This window comes from Fibrobacter sp. UWS1, from assembly GCF_002300445.1.
GTDB lineage: Bacteria > Fibrobacterota > Fibrobacteria > Fibrobacterales > Fibrobacteraceae > Hallerella > Hallerella intestinalis.
Genome location: NZ_NSGW01000001.1, coordinates 846,834 through 865,177, shown reverse-complemented (window position 1 = coordinate 865,177; position 18,344 = coordinate 846,834). Strand labels below are relative to the sequence as shown.

Sequence of the window (18,344 nt, the reverse complement as noted above, 5' to 3'; positions counted from 1 at the left end):
AATTTCATTTTTAGAGGTGGTCAAAATGAAAAATCGAACTTCTGCGCGTTTGCTTTGCGTTTGGATTTGTGCATTTGGGCTTTTGGCGTGCGCCAGCTTGCCGGGAAAAAGGGAAAATTCTGAACGGCATTTTTTGTGGATGGCGGAAAAAAGCGGGCAGCGGACCGTGTGGCTTTTGGGCAGCATTCATTTGGCGGATTCGTCTTTCTATCCGTTGCCCGCGATACTGGATTCGGCGTTGGATGCTTCGACCTTGGTGGCTGCGGAACTGGACATTAACAAGTCCGAAACGGTACAAAAAACGGGAATGCTGATGGCGGAAAAAGGAGCGCTTCCCGCAGGAACGTTTTTAAAAGACGTGTTGCCGGATTCTTTGCTGAATCGGGTGGATTCGCTTTTGGCGGCGTGGAAAATCCCGAAAGAAATCATGGCCCCGTTTCGCCCTTGGATGGTCGCCCTCTCCCTTTCGGCTTTAGCGATAGAGCGTTCCGGGCTTTCCGGCGATTTTGGAATCGATCAGGAAATTCTCGCCCGTGCCGAAGATTTGGGAAAGAAAATTTTTGCGTTGGAAACCCCCGAAGAGCAGATTGGCATCTTTTCAAACGCCGAAGATTCTTTGGGAATCGAATACCTGCAATCGACGCTGAATGAAATTTTGGAGGCGGATTCTTTTGTGCGGGATATGGCGACGGCGTGGAAAACGGGCGACGTGGAAAAGATGCGCCGCCTTTTGGATTCGGATTCGTCGGAATCGGCGTATGAAGAAGAGCTTTATGTCAAACGGAATGTGCGCATGGCGAACGCGATCGATTCCCTCGCGGCTTTGGGCGAAGAGCCTTTTATCGTCGTCGGCTGTGCGCATCTGGTCGGTTCCGGGGATAATGTTTTAAGGCTTTTGGAAAAGAAAGGCTACCGGATTCGGCAGAGATAGGGGATTTCCCGTAACCGCCAAAAGAAAAACGGAATCCCCGGAGGCTCCGATTTTCCTCTGCGGATTCGGAGCTGCTTTATATATATTTTACGGAAAAATCGCAAACGGAGCAAACCATGTCGCAGCCAAAATGCAAAACGATGACCTTGGAAGAGCGCAAAGCGCGCGTTGCAGAATTAGCCCGGCTCTTCAACGAGAACAAAACCTATTATCTTTCTAAAGAATTTAACGAAGCCAACTGCCGCGGACAATTCATCGACGTGCTTTTGGAGTGTCTCGGCTGGGACGTGAAAAACGAAAAGGGCGCCCGCCCGGACAAGCGGGAAGTCATCCCCGAAGACCGCGTGACCATCGACAACCGCACCAAACACCCGGACTATTCCCTCTGTTTCGGAGGCATCAAAAAAATCTACGTGGAAGCCAAGCAGCCCAGCGTGGACCTGAAAAAGGACCCCGCCCCCGCCTTGCAAGTGCGCCGCTACGCCTATACCTCCAAAATGCCGGTAGCGATCCTCACGGACTTCCAGGAATTCGCCGTTTACGACACGCGCATCAAGCCCAACTCCAAGGACACCGCCGGCACGGCGCGCATCGGATATTACACCTTCGAAGAATACGCCGAAAAATTTGAAGAGCTTTACAACCGCTTCAGCTACGAAGCTGTGGATTTAGGCAAGTTCGACACCTATTTTGAAAGCGCGAAAGACAAAAAGGGGACGGCCAGCGTGGACGACGACATCCTTTCCATGATAGAACGTTGGCGACTTCTCCTAGCCGAAGACATCGCGCTCCACAACGCCGAAATCGACGAATACAATCTCACCTCCAGCGTCCAGAAAATCATCGACCGCATCCTCTTCTTGCGCATTTGCGAAGACAAGGAAATCGAAGAATACGACGCTCTAGGAAAAATCGCCCGGAGCAAAAACGGCATTTACCCCCGCCTCCAAAAACTCTTCGACGCGGCGGACAAAAAATTCAACTCCGGCCTCTTTGCCAAGGACGACTTTACCGACAGCCTTTCCATTCAGGATAAAACCCTCGAAAGCATCGTCGGCGAACTTTACTACCCCAAATGCCCATACGAGTTCAGCGTCCTTCCCGTGGAAATCCTGGGCTCGATTTACGAACGCTTCCTCGGCAAAATCATCCGCTTCAGCCGAAAGACGAAAAACGGACACAGCGTGGAAGTCGTTGAAAAGCCCGAAGTGCAAAAAGCCGGCGGCGTGTATTACACCCCCACCTACATCGTGAATTACATCGTGGAAAACACCATCGGCAAAAAAATCGCCGGACGCACTCCCGAGCAGATTGCGAAAATGCGTTTCGTGGACCCCGCTTGTGGCTCGGGGAGCTTTCTCATCGGCGCATACCAGTATCTTCTTGCCTACCACCTCGACTACTACGACAGCGACAAAAACCGCGCCAAGGCCGAAAAATCGGGAATCATTTACAAAGACTCCGCAACCCTTTCATACAAACTTTCCGTCGAAGAAAAAAAACGCATCCTTTTGAACAACATCTACGGCGTGGACATCGACGCGCAGGCAGTGGAAGTCACCAAACTCTCGCTCTTCCTCAAGCTGCTCGAAAACGAAGGCAAGGCCCTCTCCCAAAGCGGCATGGGCGAAATGTTCCGCTCTTCGGATCTTGCGCAAAACAAAATCCTCCCCGACATGCGGGAAAACATCAAGTGTGGCAACTCGCTCATCGGAAGCGACTTCTACGCCGACAAAAACCTTCTGGACTTTTGCATGGAAGAGCAAAGAAAGGTGAACGCCTTCGACTGGGAAAAGGAATTTCCCCAAGTATTTACGGGCGGGGGAAGCCTCCCCCTCGCGAAAGCCAAAGCGTCTTTCGCTACCCCCTCTGCGGGGACACCCCGCAACGCCCCGAAAAAAACGCGGACTGGCGGATTCGACTGCGTCATCGGCAACCCGCCGTATTTGCGTGTGCAAGGTCTGCGCGAAAATTATGAAGAAGAAGCGAAGTTTTATGAACAGAATTACCAGTCTGCAACAGGACGGTTCGATTTTTATGTTCTATTCCTGGAAAAAGGATTCACCTTGTTGAACAAAGACGGCTATCTCTCTTTTATTTGTCCGCATAAATTCTTGAACAGCGACTTTGGCGTGGGATTACGCTCTTTCATATACAAAAATCGTGCGCTGAATTTTTTAACGCATTTTGGCTCGGAGCAAGTCTTTTCTTCGGCATCGGTTTATACCTGCGTCATCGGACTTTCCCATCAGAACAAAAATTTTTCTTATGCGCAAGTGATACCCACTGAAATTGAAAACGGCGTTGTGTCGGAAACGTTCCCCATAGAAAAATTAAGCGATACAAGCCGATGGAGTTTTCAAACAGGAATGGCTGCAACAGTTCTTGAAAAATTACATCAACAAAAAAATACAGTGAAAGAGGTATTTAAAGGGATTTATCAAGGCATTGTCACCGGCGATAACAAAGCATTTTATTTAGAAAACTGTACAGAAACCAAAAAATTTATTACAGGTTATTCAGAGGCTCTAGATCAAGACGTCCAAATAGAAAAAGGAATTTGCAAACCTGTATTGACAGGCAAAACCATTCAGAGATATTCTTTTAACGATAAAAAAGAATACATGATTTATCCTTATTATAAAAAGGATAATGGAAAAACCGTTCTCTATGAAGAACAAGAATTGAAAAATCAATTTCCATATTGTTACGGATATTTTTCGTCTTTAAGAAAAAGATTGGCTAGTCGAGGAACCGCCAGTATGAAATACCCATCTTGGTATTCGCTGTGGAATTTCCGAAATATCGATAATCTTTCAGTGGAAAGAATCTTAACGCCTGATGTATGCTATGGTGCAACAATGTATCTCGATTCCGGAGAACATTATCATAACGACACTTCATATGCGTTTGTTTTGAAAAATCCAGATTCTAATTTGTACAAAACATATTTGGCTATTTTGAACTCGCCTATTATTTGGTTTTACTTGAAAGAAACAGGAACTTCTCTTCGTGGAGGATATTTCCGTTTTAAGACCAAATATTTGGAGAATTTTCCTCTTCCCACCGCCACGCCCGAACAGCAGCAAACTCTTGCCGCCCTTGCCGACCAAATGCTTGCCGCGCACACGCAGCTTGCTTCCGCCAAGTCCGACGCCGACAAGAAAACGCTCCAGCAGCGCATCGCCATTTTGGATGCGCAAATCAATGCGCAGGTCTATGCCCTCTACGGCCTTTCCTCCGAAGAAATCGCCGTCGTGGAAGGCGCATAAGCCGATTTCAGGCGAGGCATCCCTGCGCTCATCCCTGCGGCCCTCCCGTCATTGCGAGGCGCGATAGCGGCCCATGAGTCTTAGGAGCTTTGCTCCTTTAGACGAATTGTGCAAAGCCGTGGCAATCATGTCAGCGGTACGTCATTGCGAGGAGCAGAGCGACGAAGCAATCCTGTCAGCGTGAAAAGGATTGCTTCACCCCTGCGGGGTTCGCAATGACGGAAAAACGTTCGCCATGACAACTGTAGCCGTTTTCACGTACACACGGGCCAAAATTTTCCTTGGCGGGTCATTTTCACGTACACACGAACCGAAATTTTTCTTGACGGACAATTTTCACGTAAAAACGCGCAAAAACCGGTTTGCTTCGACAGGCTCAGCAACCGTGCTTTGATAACCGGTCCCTGTGCTCATCGAAGAGAGCGGTTTGGTGTGGTCATTTCGACAAGCTCAATGACCGGCGCTCCCTGAGCTTGTCGAAGGGCACCAACCATGCTTCGACAGGCGCACGAGCCATAGCTAGGCCACTGACGACTGACAACTCGCCTAGCATTGCAATCTTTGCATTCTTTGGCTATATTTTCCCCGAAACGCCTAGCCAAACATTTTGAATTCGAGGAAAAAGCATGAAAAAGTCTCTTCCAGTTGTTTTGACGGTCGCATTCATGGCTTTGATCGTTGCTTGCGGCGATGAAAATACGACAAATGTAACGAATGTCACGGAGACTTCCGGCATTGACGTTGTCGCTGCGGGGGATTCGCTACCGGCCTGCGATGAAGAAAATGTCGGAAAAATCGTCTTTGCGGAGGACTCCGTACAGGTTTACTACTGCGCTGACGGAAAATGGACGACGCTCAAGGGCGAGCAGGGCGAAGCCGGCAAGGATGGAACGGACGGCGAAGTGGGTTCGGATGGAAAAGGCTGCATTGCGGAAGCCATCGACAACGGTTACAAGATACTTTGCGGTGGCGACTCCATCGGCGTATTGCTGAACGGCGAACAGGGCGAGCAGGGAATTCAGGGTGAAAAAGGCGAGCAAGGCGAAAAGGGCTTGGATGGCGCAAGTTGCACCGCCGTAGCGTTAGAAGACAATTCAGGATTTAATGTTATATGCGGCGGCGATACCATTGGCGTATTGAAAAATGGGGAGAAGGGGGAAGCCGGTGAAAATGGCTCGGGCTGCAAAATTGCCGACCTGGGCGATGGCGTTGTGGAAGTGACCTGCGGCGAAGGGGAGAACGCCTCGACGACGACTCTGTACAAGGCGATGTGCGGAGCGGCAGCCTACGATCCGGCGAAAAAGTTCTGCATCGATGGTGCTACCTACGACTTGTGCGACTCCAAATCTTACGACCTAGCAACGCAATTCTGCGCTGCCGATTCCATCTACGAGTTATGCGGAACGGAATCTTACGATCCCGCGACGCAAATGTGCCTAGACAACCAAATCGTTTTGGTGTGTTCGGATTCGCTGGACGGCGAGAAAATTACGGTGAACGGGACTTCCTACCAGTGCTGGGAACAGAAGTGGATTGAAGAAAAGGCGAATTGGCAATATCTGAATCCTGCGATTTCCTATGGAATGTTCACGGATTCCCGCGACGGCCAGGTTTACAAGACCGTGACTGTTGGAACCCAGACCTGGATGGCGGAGAACTTGAACTATGATTACAATGAAGGAACCGCTAAAAGTTACTGCTACAACGACGAACCGGATTCCTGTGCCAAGTACGGCAGGCTCTACTTTTGGAGTGCTGCTATGGACAGTGCCGGGGTATTCAGCGACGGCGGCAAGGGCTGCGGCTATGGCGTGACTTGTTCCGTATCGGAACCGGTCCGCGGAATCTGCCCCGAAGGCTGGCACTTGCCTGATTCGACGGAATGGGAAACCCTGTTCGCCGCCGTCGGCGGTGTGGATCTCGCGGGAACGAAGCTCAAGTCCACCAGTGATTGGAATGACGCCTATAACGGAAAAAGCGGCAACGGCACGGACTCCTACGGCTTTTCCGTGTTGCCGGCGGGCATCTGCCTTGGCGTTGGGCATTACTACAGCGCCGGCGAGCGCGCCGACTTCTGGAGTTCTACGGAGCGCAGCAGCGGCAATGCGTACCGCTGGTACTTCCACTACGGCAACGAGTCCGTGCTCTTGATTTACTACGACGACTTCAAGGATTACGGGTATTCCGTACGTTGCCTCAGGGACTCGGACTGAGGCAGTGCTTCGGCTAGTTTGACAAGCGGTCCCTGAGCTTGTCGAAGGACAGCAACTATGCTTCGACAGGCTCAGCAACCATGCTTCAACAAGTTCATTTGTTTGTATATCCGAGCCTGCCTAGCCGTAGGCAAGGCCGCCCCGTTTTTTGGGCGGTCGGCTGGTTGTTATCAATTATTAGTTGTTCGTTGACGAGAAATCGCCGGATTCCCCGCAATAGCTGATGGGAGCCTTGGAAGTCCCGTCTATTTATTCCGCTTGGAAATATCTAGCCCCAATCGGCGGGCGAGGGCGTAGAGCCCGGGGCGTAAAATGCCAAAACTTTCGGCGGTTCTGGAGATGGAACCGTCGTTTTCCCGGATTTTCGCCACGATGTATTCCCGCAATTCCTGCTTTTGCAGCTCTTGAAACGCGGCATAGGAAATGCCTCTCCAATCGCGTCGAATCGGGGTGTTCGCCTGTGCGGAAATGGGCGTGGTAAAGATGTTTTCGCTCTTGAGTTCGTCGCCGTTCATCAGCACGAGTCCGCGGTGGATGGCGTTTTCGAGTTCCCGAATGTTGCCCGGCCAATCGTATCGGATGAGTTCCTGCATGGTTTGCGGGGAAATGCGGGGCGAGAGGCCTGGCCGAATGGAGTATTCGCGGATAAAATGCGCGACCAGTTCCGGGATGTCCTCTTTGCGTTCTCGAAGGGCGGGGACGTAAATGGGAATGACATTCAAGCGGTAGAACAAATCGCTTCGGAAACGTCCGGCAAGGGTTTCTTTTTGCAAATCGCGATTGGTCGCTGCGATAATCCGCACTTTGACTTTTTTGGTTTCGTTGGAACCGACGGGACGGATTTCGCCCTCTTGCAATGCCCGCAAAAGTTTGGCTTGCATGGGCAGCGGAATGTCGCCGACTTCGTCTAAATAGAGAATGCCGCCGTTTGCCGCTTCAAAAAGCCCCCGATGTTCGGAAATGGCGCCTGTAAAGGCTCCGCGAACGTGGCCGAACAGCTCGCTTTCAAAAAGGCTTTCCGTAATGGCGCTGCAATTCACGGAAATCAGATGGTTTGAAACCGATGCGATCGCTTTGGCGACCAGTTCCTTGCCGACTCCGGATTCTCCTTGGATTAAAACGGTCGCCCCTTTGCTTCGGATGGCCTTGAGAATGGAGTCGTAAAGGCGTTTGATGGCGTCGCTTTTTCCGACAATTTTTTTCAGGGATTCTTTGATGGCGGCAAGGATTTCGGACTGCTGCTTGAGTTCATTGACGACAGTCATAAAGCGCAGCCGGAGTTCTTCTTTGCTTAAGACGCCGCTGTACAATCGCTGCTGGAATGGATTTAAATGGAGAATGTCCGAACCGACGCCCATAAAGCGCGTTGCCGGAGAAATATCCTGCAAGGTCTGAAAGAGCGATTCGGGGTATGTCTTGTCCAAATCAACTACAGCTATTGCCGGGAGAAATCGGCGGAAGTCTTCGACGGCATTCAAAGAGTCTGGGCAAAGAAAGGTTTCATACCCGTCCACGTTGGAAAGCACGTCTTCTAAAAAAGAAATGCTTTCGTTCTCTTCGGAAAGGAAGAAAATCCGAGTTTTGCCCATGGAATTTTATTTGCCCAGAGCCTGGGAACGGAGAGTCGCCGCTTCTACTGTGTGCATCAGGGTGCCACGGAATCCCGCGTCTTCCAGAACTTGCATGCCCGCAATCGTCGTTCCCGCCGGGGATGAAACCATGGCGGAAAGTTCTCCCGTGTCCTTGCCGGATTTTTTCAACAGTTCGACGCTGCCTTCCAAAGTGGCAAGGGTCAGTTGCATGGCGACAGGGCGGGAAAGGCCCATTTTGACGCCGCCGCGGACGAGCCCTTCGATAAATTCAAAGACATAAGCCGGAGCGCTGCCCGAAAGGCCGGTCACAGCGTCGATCAGGTTCTCTCCGACGGTCACGGTGATGCCGACAGTCGAAAGGAGTTCTTTAGCGACTTCGAGGGATTCTTGGGAAACGCCGTCCGAAGCGATGGCGATGGCGCCTTTCCCGACGGTCAATGGCAAATTGGGCATGACCCGGACGACGTCGCCGTGGGCAAAGTTCAGCGCGTCCAGAATTTTTTGGCGAGAAACCCCGGCCATGATGGAAATGATTTCCGGTTTGGACGTGTTGCTTTGGGCGCTGGCATTCCATTCGCTCGCGACCGCCTTGAAAATCTGAGGCTTGACGCAAAGGAAAAGAACGTCGGCTTCGTTTGCCATTTTTCCGAAGTCGCTGTAACGAACGGCCCCGAGATCGGCGACGGATTTTGCTGTGCTTTCAAAGGGTTCAAAAAAGAGAACGTCCTGGGGATTGTGCCCCGCCTGAAGCAATCCGCGGAGAATGGCTCCGCCCATGTTTCCTGCGCCGGCAAATGCGATTTTCTTTGACATTTTACACTTCCTATCCGTTCATCGAAGCCAAAAATTCTTCGTTGGTTTTTGTCTTGGCGAGTTTGTCCCGCATAAATTCCATGATTTCCACAGAGGTCTGCTCTTGCAGGAATTTGCGCAGAATCCAGACGCGGCGAAGGGTGTCGTCGTCCAAAAGGAGTTCTTCTTTGCGGGTTCCCGATTTGAAAATGTCGATGGCGGGCCAGATGCGCTTTTCGGCAATGCGCCTGTCGAGAACGAGTTCCATGTTGCCCGTGCCTTTAAATTCTTCGAAGATGACTTCGTCCATGCGGCTGCCCGTATCGATAAGGGCGGTGCCGATGATGGTGAGCGAACCGCCGTTTTCAATTTTGCGAGCGGCGCCAAAGAATCGCTTGGGGCGTTGCATGGCGAGCGCATCCACGCCGCCGGAAAGGATTTTTCCAGAATGCGGAATGACGACGTTGTTGGCTCGGGCGAAGCGGGTGATGGAATCCAGTAAAATCACGACATCGTTGCCGTATTCCACCAGGCGTTTGGCTTTTTCCAAAAGGATGTCGGCGACTTGCGTGTGGTGCTCGGGCGGTTCGTCGAAAGTGGATGCGATGACTTCGCCGTGGACGTGGCGACGCATGTCGGTCACTTCTTCCGGGCGTTCGTCGATCAGAAGCACAAAGAGCTTGACTTCGGGATGGTTCTTGGCGATGGCCCCTGCGATATTTTGCAGCAGGACCGTTTTTCCGGTGCGCGGCGGGGCGAGCAGAATGCTGCGCTGGCCTTTGCCGATGGGAGAGAAGAGGTCCATGATGCGGGTGGAGTAGTCGTCCTGCTTCCATTCCAAATTCAATTTTTGATACGGATGAATCGGGGTCAGGTATTCGAAGGCGACGCGGTGCTTTGCCTTGGCGGGATCTTCGCCGTTGATCGTATCGACGCGGGCGAGTCCGAAGTAGCGTTCGTTGTCGCGGGGCTGGCGGACAAGGCCCGTGATGGAATCGCCGGACTTGAGTTCAAAACGGCGAATCTGGTTCGGGCTGATGTAAATGTCGTCCGGCCCGGCAAGGTAATTCAAGTCGGCGTTGCGGAGGAATCCGTAACCTTCCTTCATGATTTCGAGAGTGCCTTCGGTATAGATGGGAGCGCCTTCGCTGGCGGTAGCGGCGAGCAGCCGGTAAATGAGAGCTTGCTTTTTCAGCCGTTTCACGTCGGGGATATTCAGGGCGTTCGCCTTTTCCTGCAAATCGAACATCGGCGTGTTGCGCAGTTCTCGCCAGCGTTGCATGGCAAGGGCGACTTTTTCCGGATCGGCGGGCGGAGCTTGCAGCTGGTCGTCGGGGATGTCGTCCTGGGGAAGGAACCTGTTGTTCCGACCGAATTTGTTCCGACCGAACTTGTTGAATTTGCTGTGGCGGTCATTGCCAAATCGGTCGTTGCCGTAGCGATTGTTTTGAATGTTGCCGTTGGGGTAGCGGCGGCTGTTCTGGGCGGAAGCGTTGAACGGGGCGTCCGGCATGGGCGCATCGAACGAAGGATTGTTCTGCGCTGCGCTGGAATCGGGAATGCCGTCGGTCATGTTTCCTATGGTGTGGAGCGAACCCTGGTTTTCTTCGGTGAGTTCGCTTGTTCCCGGAGTGGCGGTGACGACGGGTTCGTCGGAAAGTTCGGAAGTCGAAGCGGGAATGAATTCGGAATCCGCCGGATGAACTGGAGCCGCTTCGTTCAGAGCGTTTTCGTTGGCTTGTTCGGGTTGATATGCGGTTTCGACTTCAGAAGGCAGCTGTTTCCGTGGACGTCCACGGTGCCGCTTGGCCGGAGCTTCCGTTTCGTTTTTGGCCAAATCTTCGGGAAAAGTGATGGGGGCGGCGAGATCGCCTAAAGCCGAAAGGTCTGGGGTTTGGGGAGTATCGGGGGAAACCATGTCGGAAATCAATGTAACGGATGAAGACCCGTCGGTTTTCTTTTGTCTTGGCACAGGGACTCCTGCGAACGAAAATAAATAGAGGTTACTGAATGCGCTCTCTAAAAATTCATTTTTGAAAAGGAAGGAATTTTAGGGAAACATCAATGGGAAATGGAAAAAGCGATATTGCTTTCACCAGCACTAAATATACAAAAAAATCTATATTGGCGGTTGTGGAATCCTTGGAAAGAGTTTTTATTGCTCTGGGCAGTAATATCCGTCCTCGTGGCAAACGCCTTGCGGAAGCCAGAGCCATGCTCCAGAAAATATCGCTTGGAGGCTGGAAGGAAAGCCCGATTTACGAGACGCCTCCGGTCGGGCCTGCGGACCAGGGATTTTTTTTCAACCAGGTCGTTTCTTTTTGGTATGGGAAGGGGCCGCGAAAACTGCTGCACTACCTGAAAGGTGCGGAGCTTTTTTTGGGTCGTCGTCCGCGAGGGCATTGGGAAGAGCGCGAGATTGACATGGACTTGCTTTATTACGGCGAACTTTTGCTGGATGATCGTCCTGTAGGTCCTGTCGTGCCTCATCCGCTGGCCGCAGTCCGTGGCTTTGTCATGGTGCCGATGGAAAAAATTTCTCCGGATTTTTGCGACCCCCTGCTGGGAAAACCCATCAAAAAAATTTTGGACGATTTGAAACTTTCCGGGTCGGAAGTGGATTTTAAAGAAGTGGAGATGGCGGATGAATGACGCGTTTTTGGAACAGGACAATTCCGAAGTGACAATGAAACTCCCGGAACGGATTCGCTTTATCGCTATCGACGGCGTTATCGGGGCGGGCAAGACTTCGCTTTCGAAAATCCTTGCCAAGGCGCTCGGGGCGAATCTGGTCTTGGAACAATTCGACGAAAATCCGTTTTTGCCGAAATTTTACGAAAATCCGAAAGCCTATGCGTTCCAGACGCAGCTCTTCTTTTTGCTGTCCCGCTTGCGCCAGTTTCAGGACGCCATCGTGCAGAACGACTTGTTCCGTCACAATGTCGTGAGCGATTACACTTTTGAAAAGGACCGCATATTTGCCCTCCAGAATTTGTCGGAAAGCGAAATGTCGATGTACGATACGGTCTCGGAGAACCTTTCTAAAAATCTGCCGACTCCCGATCTGATTGTTTATTTGCAGGCGAGCGTATCGACGCTTTTGGGCCGGATTGCGACCCGCGGACGGACGATGGAAAAATCCATCGATGGCAATTACCTCGGTTCTTTGCTGAATCGCTATGACCATCATTTTTGGCATTATTCCAAGGCTCCCGTGCTGATTATCAATACGAACCAGATTGATTTTGTTCACAATGAAAAACATCTGAAGCAGGTGCTCGACGCGATTGCCTCCGCCCCTACCCAGACGACCTACTTTGCTCCTGAAGGCTAATCTCATGAAAATTATCAAAACGATTGCGGAACTCCGCGCAGAAATTCTTCCCTTGAAAAAAATGGGAAAATCCGTTGGCATCGTGCCGACGATGGGCGCTTTGCACAGCGGGCATACGAGCCTTGTCGATGCGTCCGTCAAAGAAAACGATGTGACCGTCGTGAGCGTCTTTTTGAACCCGATTCAATTTGGCAAAAATGAAGACTTGGACAAATACCCGCGTCGTCTGGAAAAAGATGCGGAACTGGTCGCCCAGCATGGTGGCGATTTCGTGTTTGCGCCGAGCAATGCCGAAATGTATCCGGATGGAGACCCGCTGACCCTTGTCCGGGACGAAACGATGGAAAGCCTTTATTGCGGTGCGACCCGTCCGGGGCATTTTCGCGGCGTTCTGACGGTGGTGACGAAGCTGTTCAACATTTCCGGCGCGGACAGGGCGTATTTTGGCAAAAAAGATTATCAGCAGGCGTTTTTGATTCGGCGTATGGTCAAAGATTTGAATATGCCGATAGAAATTCACACGTTGCCGATTGTCCGGGAGGATTCGGGACTGGCGCGTTCCAGCCGCAATGAATATATGAACGAAGCGGAACGCGGTGCCGCTGTGGCGATTTCAAAAGCGTTGCTCCTTGCCAAAAGCCGTTACGAGTCGGGCGAAAAGAATGTGAATGTTTTGCGTTCCGGGATTCAGGAATCGATTGCCCGCGCAGGCGGCGTGGTGCAATATGTGGAAATTGCCAGCCAGAAAACGCTTTTGGCGAATCTATCCGGCGAAGTGGACGAACCTTCCGTGATTCTGGTGGCTGCGTTTTTTGGCAAGACGCGCTTGATAGACAATATCGAATTGTAATTGTTTTCGGAAAAATTTTCTGCGGATTTTTTCGCTGGAATTTTCTCGGAGTTTTTTGAAGAAATCGGGCGAAGGCTGTTTTAGCCGCCTTCGCTCAATTTTAAAATGCACTCTTCCCGAATTTGCCAGAGTTCTTCAAAGGAATAGGGCAGGGCGTTTTCTCGCAGCCAGTTTTTCATGAAATTCTGGTGGTAGGCGGTTTTTTCTTGGGCGATGTCTTCGTAATCGAAAAGTTCCCGCGTGTCTAGAATACGGCTTTCAAAATCGTTGAAGAATTTTCCCGGTCGGGTGTAGTCTCCGAATTCGCCGTTTTCTTTCAAGTAGCAATGCGCTTCGGGAATAGAGTCGAGGTGAAAATGCTCGAGAACGCTGCGGATTTTGGGCGTGCTTTCCGCACTCATCTTGAATGCAGCGACCATCAGGTGCACATCGGAAATGGCGTTTTCTTTGGCAATGGCGGCGAGCAGGGCGTGCTTGCCGCTGCACGTTCCACGGCCTTCGTTCAGGACCAGCGAAATGTCTTTCGGGTTTGACGTGCGGCCATAGGGAAGTTCGGCGACGTAGGCCTTGAGAGCTTCCCAAGAATCGACGCCTTTCGCCCGGGCAAGATTCGAGTATTTCGCGTTTGCGGAAAGAATCATTCCTGAGGGCCGTTATCGACGATGTGGTGCGACTTTTCCAGATCGCGGGCGTTGATAATCAGCATCTGCAGACGGTTCTCGATGTTGGCAAAGCTCGTGTCCGGATCGTAGTCCAGACTCAAAATCTGGATGTGGGGATACCGGGCCTTGACCGCTTTGGTGAGGCCTCTTCCGCTGATGTGGTTGGCAAGGCACGCAAAGGGCTGCACGATGATAAAGCTGTTGATGCCGTGCGGCGCATTGTAAAGGATTTCTCCCGGAATGAGCCAGCCTTCGCCGGTGTTGTATGTCGGGTCGATAATATCGCCGACGAGTTTCACCAGTTCATAGCAATCGGCATGATGTTCGTAAAGCTTGTATTTCTTCGAGTGCTTCTGGATGGTCTTGACCGCATGGGTGTAGATTTTGGCGGTGGCTCCGCCGACGAGCCAGTTTTCGATGGGCTTTGCGATGAGTCCGCGCTTGATCTTTTCGCGGCGAACCACTTCATCGACTCGGAAGAAGTCCGTCATGCCCGGCAAGTAAACTTCCATGCCGTTGTTCATCAGATAGTCTTCGATGTAACCGTTGGCACCCGGATGGTAATTCATCAGAATTTCCCCGAGCAGAGCGACGCGCGGTTTGCGGTAGCTGGCATCCACTTCGACCTTGTTGAACTCTTCAATCGCCTGATCGAAAACCCGAATCGCTTCCTTGGGATAGGCGATGGATTTTGTAGAAATTTTGGCGACGGTTTCCATCACGCGGGGAAGCCAGATGTCATAGACTTTTTGGGTGTCGCCCTCGTGCAGTTCGTAAGGACGGCTTCGGCGATAAATGGTTTCGATGGCGTCCATCATCGTGAGTCCCCAGAGCATGTGCAGACGAAAGTCCAGAGTGAGCTTGAATCCCGGGTGCATATTCTTGGTGTCGGAACCGGTGGTGATGATGGGAACGTCGGCGTAGCCCGCTTCGTCAAGGGCTTTCCGGGCGAGGACGGCGTACTGTACCGCTCGGCAGTTTTCGCAGTTTTTGGAAAGCGTGACGGCGATTTTGTCGTGGGGACACTCCGGATGCTGTTGCAGCCAGAGCAGGTTTTCGCCGATGTTCACCTGGGCGGGGAAGCAGATGTCGTTGTGGACGTATTTCTTTCCCAGAGCGAACGCTTCGGGTCCTCCCAGCGGCAACAATTCCACCTGATAGCCCAAGTGCTTGAAGTAGGCGGTCGCGAGAATGCTGAATCCGCGGGAAAGGTTCGGTACCAGAATCTTGCGGGTCTTTTTGTCTTTTTCGTTGAATTTGACGGGGAAGAGAGGACCTTCCGTTTTGGGAGGGAAATTGACCTTTCGGCGGGCGCGGACGGTTTCGATAAAGCTTTTGACGCGGATGCCGACAGGACCTCTGGCGTCGCCTTCGTCCAGTTTGAGCATCAGAAGTTCCTTCATGGAAACTTCGTGGAGCATGCGGCTCATTTCATCGGTCAAAATGGAATCGTGCCCGCAACCGAAGCTGACGATTTGCACCAGTTCCAGCGCAGGATCTTTGGCGGCGAGCATGGCCGCTCCGAGCATTCTCATGTGGAAGGTGTTCTTGACTTCCATGCGGGTGTGCTTGTCCACATCCTGATCGAAAACGCCGGGCAGGGATTCCGTCGTCAAAACGGGGATTCCCATTCTTGTGAAGTGCTGCGCGATGTTGTGATTGACCAGGGTGTCGGCATGGTAGGGGCGACCGGCTAGGCAAATGGCGAACTCGCCTTTCTTGCGGACGTCTTCCAGGACTTTCGCGCCTTCTTCGGCGAGGGTGCTCTTGTAGGTGTTGAGCGCCGTTTCCCCTTCGGACACCGCCTTGTCCAGGATTTTCTTTTTGATCCCCCATAATTCGTGGAAGTAGTTTATTGTCTGCTTGCGGCGCTGTTCCAAATCGGTCCAGTGGAAAACCGGCTGAATCATTGGAATACCGTAGCGGTGTTCCGGATCGTCGGAGTTGCGGCTGACATCGGGATAGCCTTGGACGACGGGGCAGACGGCTGTAGCCGTAAATTTGCTGTGATCGCTGGGGAGGGCGACCATCATCGGGAAGAAAATGGCGTCCACTTTTTTGTCGATGAGATCTAGAACGTGCCCGTGGACGAGTTTCGCTGGGAAGCAAATCGTGTCGCTGGCAATGCTCCGCAGCCCGTTTTCAAAAAGGGTATAGTCGCTCTGCTTGCTCACGACGACCGTGTAGCCGAGGCTAGTGAAGAAGGCTTTCCAGAAAGGCAGGCTGGACCAGAATTCCAGAACGCGCGGGATGCCGATGGTCTTTCCCGTTTGCGGAAGCAGAACTTTGGGCGCGTAGTCCTTGACGAGAAGCTGGTTCGTGCGCTTGACCATGTCGGGAACGGCAAGCATCTTGCGGTTGATTTCCGCGATGAGCTTTTTGGTTTCCGGATCGTTCGGGTCGGCGGTGACTTCGCCCCGTTCGCAGCGGTTGCCGGTGACAAAACTCTGGCCGTCGCTGAAAGTGACGATGGTGCGGGAGCAGTGGTTGGTGCAGTATTGGCAAATCATGCCGGGCTTGTTGTCCCAGCTCAGATTGCGTGCGGCTTCAAGTCCGATGAATGTCGATTTGTAATCGGGGTCGGCCTGCTTTTTCTCTTCGATGAATTTCTTGGTAAGAAGCGCCACGCCGATGGCTCCCATTTCTCCCGGACGCTCCGGACGGATGGGGACAATTCCCGTGAGCTGTTCAAAGGCGCGAAGAACGGCGTCATTTTTGAAAGTTCCGCCCTGCACGACGACGACTTTGCCGAGGGTTTCCAGATTGCGAATGCGGATGACTTTCGTGAAAACGTTTTGAATGATGGAACGGCAAATGCCCGCGATAATGTCTTCGGGTTGCTTGCCGTCACGCTGTTCCGTAATGATGGAACTATTCATGAACACGGTGCAGCGACTGCCGAGCTGCGAGGGGGACTTGGCCTTAAACGCCAGCTCGGCGATTTTTTCCATGGGAACTCCCAAGGATTTGGCGTAGGTCTCGATAAAGGATCCGCAGCCCGAAGAACAGGCTTCGTTCAAAATGATGCCGGTGACAACGCCGTCATGCACCGAAATGGCCTTCATGTCCTGACCGCCGATGTCGAGAATAAAGGAAACGTCCGGACGGAGTTTTTGTGCGGCATTCGCATGGGCGACGGTTTCGACGGTGTGATAATCCGCATGGACAGCTTTGGCAAAAAGCTGTTCGCCGTAACCGGTCGTGCCGACTCCCAGAATGTTCAGTTTGCAACCATATTCTTCGTAGCGGTCGGCGAGCTCGTTCAGCGCTTTTTTCAGAACGGCAAGGGGCTCCCCTTCATTGCTCGCGTAAAAGCCGTCGATGACTTTTTCCTCTTCGTCCATTAAAACGAATTTGGTCGTCGTCGATCCGGCGTCAATGCCCAAGTAGGCGTTGATGGTGGAACCCGAAAGCGGTTGCGGGTAATGGCTGTCGGCAAGCGGATGGCTCTTTTTGAATCGTTCGTATTCCGCATCGTTTTTGAAAAACGGCTCGGCGTTGTCTTTGCGTTCGGCAAGGCGAATTTCGTTGAAATGCAAAAGCATATCGAGGGAGCCTTCCCGGCGGTAGCCGCATTCCTTGCCGTTGAACATGTTGCCCAAAGAGAGCGCCGCCCCATAAGCGACGAGGACTTCGGAGTGTTCCGGGCGAATCGCCTGCTCGTCCGAGATGCCAAGGCGTTCCTTGAATGCGCGGATGAGAGTCGGGTTGAATGTCAGCGGGCCGCCTTCAAAAATGACGGGCGGCTTGATTTCCATTCCCTGGGCGAGACCGCCGATAGTCTGCTTGGCTATCGCATGAAAACTCGAAAGGGCGACATCTTCTTTGGCGACGCCGTTGTTCAAAAGCGGCTGGATGTCCGTTTTGGCAAAAACGCCGCAACGTCCCGAAATTTCGTAAACTTTTTTGCCCCGCGCGGCGAAAGATTCAAATTGTTCCGTTTTGATGCGGAGAAGTCCGGCAACTTGATCGATGAAAGCTCCGGTTCCGCCCGCGCAGACGCCGTTCATGCGCATATCGCTGGCAATCAGCTTTCCGGTTCCTTTGTCCTTTTCAAAAAAGACGACTTTGGCGTCTTGGCCGCCCAGTTCGATAGCGACTCGGGCTTCGGGATGGGTGGAGCGGACAGCGAGCGCATTGGCAACGACTTCTTGCACAAAGAATGCGTGAGTGGCTTCGGCGAAAGGCTGCCCGCCGGAACCGCAGAATGCAACGCGGAAATTCTTGTCCGGGAAAATACCATGGGCAGTGGAGAGGACTTCATACACTTTTTGCGCCTGCATCGCATTGTGGCGTTCGTATGTAAAGTGAAGGAGTTTTTCTGTCGCCGGATCTACGACGGCGATTTTGACGGTTGTCGAACCTACGTCGACGCCAACCCACAAATCATGATTCAAGTTGCTCATAGTTCCCCAAATTTACAAAATCGGAAATAAAATTTCTGGATTTTTTGCAAAACATTCGCATCTTGTCGGGGCGATGAGAGGCTAGAGGCTAGTGCTTTCGGTATTAGGCACGTTGAAAGACCATTCAGCGCAATGCGTCGCAATCGATTTTTTGAAAATGAATTTTTAGAGGTGCCTGAACGAAATTTCCCTTTCTTGATAAAGAACTCGGACTCTGTTTCCGTTGAAACAGTTGCATTTTGGGGAAATCAGCGTTTGGCTTTTTTCGAATACAGGAAAAGAAACCTATCTC

General features: G+C 52.0%; 11 protein-coding genes. 6 read left to right on the top strand and 5 right to left on the bottom strand.

Annotated features, from left to right (window positions below; genetic code table 11):
• Positions 1–25 precede the first annotated feature (25 nt).
• From BGX14_RS03635 to BGX14_RS15970, 3 genes are all read left to right on the top strand, one after another.
• Positions 26–931, top strand: coding sequence for a TraB/GumN family protein (locus BGX14_RS03635; protein ID WP_073302947.1), 906 nt, complete (start codon positions 26–28; stop codon positions 929–931).
• 116 nt (positions 932–1,047) lie between these two features.
• Positions 1,048–4,203 (top strand): DNA methyltransferase, encoded by a 3,156-nt coding sequence (locus tag BGX14_RS03630; protein WP_095879081.1) that lies wholly within the window; start codon positions 1,048–1,050, stop codon positions 4,201–4,203.
• A 626-nt stretch (positions 4,204–4,829) separates the two neighbouring features.
• The gene (locus tag BGX14_RS15970) at positions 4,830–6,416 is read left to right on the top strand and encodes a fibrobacter succinogenes major paralogous domain-containing protein (protein WP_095879080.1); all 1,587 of its coding nucleotides are present in this window, start codon (positions 4,830–4,832) and stop codon (positions 6,414–6,416) included.
• 245 nt (positions 6,417–6,661) lie between these two features.
• Here the strand turns inward: BGX14_RS15970 and BGX14_RS03620 are convergent, their stop codons facing one another.
• The 3 genes from BGX14_RS03620 to rho are packed head-to-tail and all read right to left on the bottom strand — an operon-like array spanning position 6,662 to position 10,772.
• Positions 6,662–8,005: a sigma-54-dependent Fis family transcriptional regulator gene (locus tag BGX14_RS03620; protein ID WP_078777158.1), complete on the bottom strand. Its 1,344-nt coding sequence runs from the start codon at positions 8,003–8,005 to the stop codon at positions 6,662–6,664.
• A 6-nt stretch (positions 8,006–8,011) separates the two neighbouring features.
• Entirely contained in the window at positions 8,012–8,821 is an 810-nt protein-coding gene (gene proC, locus BGX14_RS03615; RefSeq protein WP_095879079.1) for a pyrroline-5-carboxylate reductase, read from the bottom strand.
• A 10-nt stretch (positions 8,822–8,831) separates the two neighbouring features.
• On the bottom strand, positions 8,832–10,772 hold the full coding sequence (gene rho / locus BGX14_RS16425; RefSeq protein WP_369833003.1) for a transcription termination factor Rho: 1,941 nt from the start codon (positions 10,770–10,772) through the stop codon (positions 8,832–8,834).
• 92 nt (positions 10,773–10,864) lie between these two features.
• On the opposite strand from rho, the gene folK reads away from it, so the two are divergent.
• The 3 genes from folK to panC are packed head-to-tail and all read left to right on the top strand — an operon-like array spanning position 10,865 to position 12,984.
• Entirely contained in the window at positions 10,865–11,452 is a 588-nt protein-coding gene (gene folK / locus BGX14_RS03605; RefSeq protein ID WP_233126395.1) for a 2-amino-4-hydroxy-6-hydroxymethyldihydropteridine diphosphokinase, read from the top strand.
• Entirely contained in the window at positions 11,445–12,134 is a 690-nt protein-coding gene (locus tag BGX14_RS03600; protein WP_233126394.1) for a deoxynucleoside kinase, read from the top strand. The genes folK and BGX14_RS03600 overlap by 8 nt, the downstream gene beginning before the upstream one ends.
• A gap of 4 nt (positions 12,135–12,138) precedes the next feature.
• Positions 12,139–12,984, top strand: a complete 846-nt coding sequence (panC, locus tag BGX14_RS03595) for a pantoate--beta-alanine ligase (protein ID WP_073303725.1) — start codon at positions 12,139–12,141, stop codon at positions 12,982–12,984.
• An 80-nt stretch (positions 12,985–13,064) separates the two neighbouring features.
• Here panC and BGX14_RS03590 read toward each other — a convergent pair whose 3' ends face one another.
• Both BGX14_RS03590 and BGX14_RS03585 read right to left on the bottom strand, forming a co-directional pair.
• Positions 13,065–13,625 carry a hypothetical protein gene (locus tag BGX14_RS03590; protein ID WP_095879078.1) on the bottom strand — a complete coding sequence of 187 codons (561 nt, stop codon included), beginning with the start codon at positions 13,623–13,625 and terminating at the stop codon, positions 13,065–13,067.
• Positions 13,622–18,052 carry an acyl-CoA dehydratase activase gene (locus tag BGX14_RS03585; protein ID WP_073303721.1) on the bottom strand — a complete coding sequence of 1,477 codons (4,431 nt, stop codon included), beginning with the start codon at positions 18,050–18,052 and terminating at the stop codon, positions 13,622–13,624. Before BGX14_RS03585 ends, BGX14_RS03590 begins: the two co-directional genes overlap by 4 nt.
• Positions 18,053–18,344: the final 292 nt, after the last annotated feature.